The organism is Anaerovibrio sp. (assembly GCF_024697385.1).
In the GTDB taxonomy this organism is placed as follows: Bacteria; Bacillota; Negativicutes; order Selenomonadales; family Selenomonadaceae; genus Anaerovibrio.
On record NZ_JAILFV010000192.1, the window covers coordinates 1 to 4,107 of the forward strand.

General features: G+C 45.7%; 4 protein-coding genes. 1 reads left to right on the plus strand and 3 read right to left on the minus strand.

The features are described 5' to 3' along the window. Positions 1-458: 458 nt before the first annotated feature. Positions 459-830: a hypothetical protein gene (locus K6C05_RS09990; RefSeq protein WP_296734302.1), complete on the plus strand. Its 372-nt coding sequence runs from the start codon at positions 459-461 to the stop codon at positions 828-830. 124 nt (positions 831-954) lie between these two features. Here K6C05_RS09990 and K6C05_RS09995 read toward each other — a convergent pair whose 3' ends face one another. The 3 genes from K6C05_RS09995 to K6C05_RS10005 form a co-directional block, all read right to left on the minus strand. Next, positions 955-2,538 carry a PTS transporter subunit EIIC gene (locus tag K6C05_RS09995; protein WP_296734305.1) on the minus strand — a complete coding sequence of 528 codons (1,584 nt, stop codon included), beginning with the start codon at positions 2,536-2,538 and terminating at the stop codon, positions 955-957. A 27-nt stretch (positions 2,539-2,565) separates the two neighbouring features. Continuing rightward, a complete protein-coding gene (locus K6C05_RS10000; RefSeq protein WP_296734307.1) occupies positions 2,566-3,237 on the minus strand; it encodes an N-acetylmannosamine-6-phosphate 2-epimerase in 672 nt (223 codons plus the stop codon). A gap of 230 nt (positions 3,238-3,467) precedes the next feature. Further along, the coding region (locus K6C05_RS10005) for an FAD-dependent oxidoreductase (RefSeq protein ID WP_296734309.1) at positions 3,468-4,107 on the minus strand (640 nt) is incomplete at its 5' end.

Consider the following 4,107-nt stretch of genomic DNA (forward strand, 5'->3'; position numbering starts at 1 on the left):
GTGCTACGCACCCACCTTCCCCAGAGGGGAAGGCATATCCTTAACTTGCGTGTGAACAGGACATTTTCTAAAAGTATGCTGACCTTGTGCCTACGACGGCATATGTGCCAGCCCCTTGTAAGCTGGCCTTGTGCCTAGTGCTCGCAGGGTGCTTCCCCAGAGGGGAAGGCACAGCCTTTACTTGCGTGTAACCAGAACATTATTTAATAGCCATGCCACTAGCCATTAAACCTATTGCATCCCCGTAAGGCAGGGCAGATTGATGTGACCATTGGAGGAAGGGCGTCAAAAAGTGGTCACTTGTTTAAATAAGTTGTGAATAAATTCCTATTGCAAGCTTTGATTCTCAACAAAAAATATCTATATTCTGTAACTATTTACTTGTTCATGCATATAGAAATCGAAAGACAAACAACAGCTCAACAAGCAGAGCACTAAAATAGAGAGGATGATATAAAATGACAAAGTTAAATGAAAGTAAAAAACTATCCATTAATGAAATGGACAATGTGGCCGGCGGAAATTATGGTGGTACAGCTACCGATTCCCAGTTTCTGAATGATATGGGATTGGCAGAAAACAGGTATGGAGGATTTAAAACCATGCTTTATTGGGGGGAAATATCTTCAATGGTTGATAAGGCATGGGCCAAGGGAGGCATTACATGCGTAACCAAACCAACCAGTTATCTGGAAAACAGATATTACATCGGAGCAACCGGACAGGAGGTTTCCCAGGAAGAGGCCATGGCGTATGTTGGAAAAAAATTAGGAAAATCAATCAATTGGAGGAGCTATGGCTATGGATTTAACCCAATGTGGGATGCTTGATAATCCAACATAAAGAGTTTATTGATAAAAATCTGGAATTATTTCATAACACCATTGCTATAAAAATAGGCCTGTTAAAAACCCGGTACGAAATCCACAAAGGAAATGTACCGGGTTTTTCACATCATAAATTCAATACTTCTTCCAACTCATTTTTTATTACTGTAACCTGTGGCCCATAGATGACCTGCACTCCTGTGCCACTTCTCAAAACTCCACGGCAACCACTTTCTTTGAGCAACCGCTCCCTGACCAGGGAGCTATCCTTGACGGTTACACGCAATCGGGTAGCACAGCAATCCAGCTCTACGATATTCTCCCTGCCGCCCAAGCCATCTATAATCAAGCTCGAACGCTCAGTTGCCACGTTGTCGGAAACAACAGTCGCACCTGCATCATCAGAGGCATCGTCATCATCCTCCCGTCCCAAGGTCTTGAAATCAAATTTCAAGATAAGATACTTGAATGAGAAATAGTACAGGAAGAACCATGGTATTCCCACCATAGGAATATAAATCCAATTAGTCTTGTCTGCCCCCTGCAGGATACCAAACAGGATAAGATCGATACACCCGCCGGAAAAAGTTTGCCCTACTGTAATCTGTAATATATGTGCCAGCATGAATGCACAACCATCAAAGAAGGCATGCAACACATAGAGCATAGGGGCAACGAACAGGAAAGCGAACTCTATAGGCTCGGTGATACCCGTCAAAAATGAGGTGAGTCCTGCAGACAGCAACAACCCGCCCACCAGCTTTTTCTTCTCAGGCCTGGCAGTGTGATACATGGCCAAACAAGCTCCCAACAGACCAAACATCATTGTGATGAAACGACCTGACATGAAGCGAGAGATACCGATATAATACTGCGTGGTGTTTGGATCTCCCAGCTGAGCAAAGAATATTCTCTGAGTTCCTTCCACCAACTGGCCCTGGATGACCTCCGTACCACCCAATGCAGTTGTCCAGAAAGGCAGGTAAAAAATATGGTGTAATCCAAAAGGTCCAAGCATGCGCAAGACAAAGCCATAAATCAATGTGCCGATATAACCAGTGGATTCTACCAAATCACCTATGCCGAATATGATCTGCTGAAAATGAGGCCAAATGACAAACATAATCATGCCCCAAAAAATAGCAGCAAAAGATGTTATGATAGGTACGAACCTGGAACCACCGAAAAATCCCAAGAACTGCGGCAGCTCTATCTTATTGAATCTGGAATGCAATAAATATGTCATAATACCCACTGTGACACCACCGAAAACTCCTGTTTCCAGCGTCTGTATGCCCAGAGTCATGCCCTGACCTACGCCAGCCAAATTATCCTTGGCCAAGGTACCGGTGATTTTCAGCATGGCATTGATGGTTGAATTCATGACCAATAAGGCCAACACCGCAGCCAGACCTGCCGTACCTTTATCTGATTTCGCCAGTCCAACAGCGATACCAACAGCGAAAAGTATAGCCAGATTGGCGAAAACTATATTGCCGGCTGCTGCCATAATCGTGAAGATATTTTGCAACCAGCCTATATCAAGGAAAGGATAAGCCTTGATAGAATTCGGATTTGACAGGGCTCCACCTATTCCAAGCAAGATACCTGCCGCCGGCAGCACTGCAATCGGCAACATGAAGGACTTGCCAAAGCGTTGCGCCTTGGCGAACAAAGATCCATCCCCCTGAGTCTGCGAAAACATGTCCATTAATATATTCCCCCTTTTTATTTAATCTCACTCCAGCATCTTGGCAAACTTTGCCGTTATCAGCTGAGGCCTGGTGATAGCGGAACCAACAATAGGCGCAAATGCCCCGGCCTCCATCACCGTCCTGATATCCTCCGGAACATTGATACGCCCTTCTGCGAATACCGGTATGGCCAATTTTCCAGAAAGTTTCCTGACCAAATCCACATCAGGGCCAGATAGCTGCGGTGAATAAGGTGTATAACCTGATAATGTCGTAGATATGGCATCCGCTCCAATTCTGGCTGACTCCACACCTTCTTCGTAGGTGGAAATATCTGCCAACACCAGTCGCCCCGCCTCATGGATGCGTCGGACCAGATTCTCTGCCTTTTCATCGCGAGGTCTTTTTCTGGCCGTCATATCCAGGGCTATCATCTCACAATCCGTAGTAAGCAAATCCTCAACTTCTGTCATTGTAGGCGTGATATATATTGGGGAATCCTCATAGTTGCGCTTCACAAGGCCTATGACCGGCAGACCTGTAATCTTTTTAATTTCGACAATGTCTGCACTGCTTTGTGCCCTGATAGCTGCAGCCCCTCCTTCCTTGGCCGCACGCGCCATGCGCCCCATTATGAACGGGCTGTGCAGTGGCTCATCAGGCAAAGCCTGGCAAGACACTATCAATCTCCCCTTAACCTCTGAAAAAAAACTCATGGATTACTTTACCTATCCTTTCCTGGCAATATGTATACCGTGGATATTCTCCGGCAACATGGATGCTGTATTCTTATCCGTGATAACTGCCACATACCTATTTGACTACAAAATATCTGATAGTATCACTAAATTTAAAATATTCTACAATCAAGACCTAATATCCTTTATTTTATTAAACATACAAGATAAACCTTGTATTGAAATCAAAGCCGTTATACCGCCATTGTTCAATTTTTTCTTCTGCTGACATAACTGCGTTCTGCTACAGGAATCATGCTCCAGGTGATTGCATTGACCGAAACATGCTGCTTCAAGCCCCAGGCGGCAGCAATCCCTGCGGCTTCGCCAATGCTCATGCAGGTTGGCTGAATTCGCATGGATGCCTGCAGGATGAAGCTGGCACTGATACAGCGTCCTGCCACAATGAGGTTTTCGATGTCATCGGTCACCAAAGAACCATAGGGAATCTCATAGAAACCACCCTGGGGCAATTTCTCCGAAACTTTTTCCCCATGGGCATCAATAAACCAGGCTGTTCGACAAACGGCATCAGCAAAGCGACTCTGGTTATGATAATCATCCTCTACCAGATAGTGCTTGCCACGGATCCGCCAGGACTCTCTGGCGCCCAGCATGGCTGCTTCCCGGCTGATAAAGGCATTTTCAAATCCGGGCAGGTGACGAATGAGATATGTGGCGATGTTATGCATCATCCTACGGCCATAGCTCACAGCCTTACTGTAGGAAACCGGGTCGGAAGCAGAAAACTTCACAGGAATCTCCGGACAATTCATGCTCATGACACCATTCTTTCCGATGATAGTATAGGCCTGCATGTACTCCGCTTCTTCCTGGGTGATTTCCCCT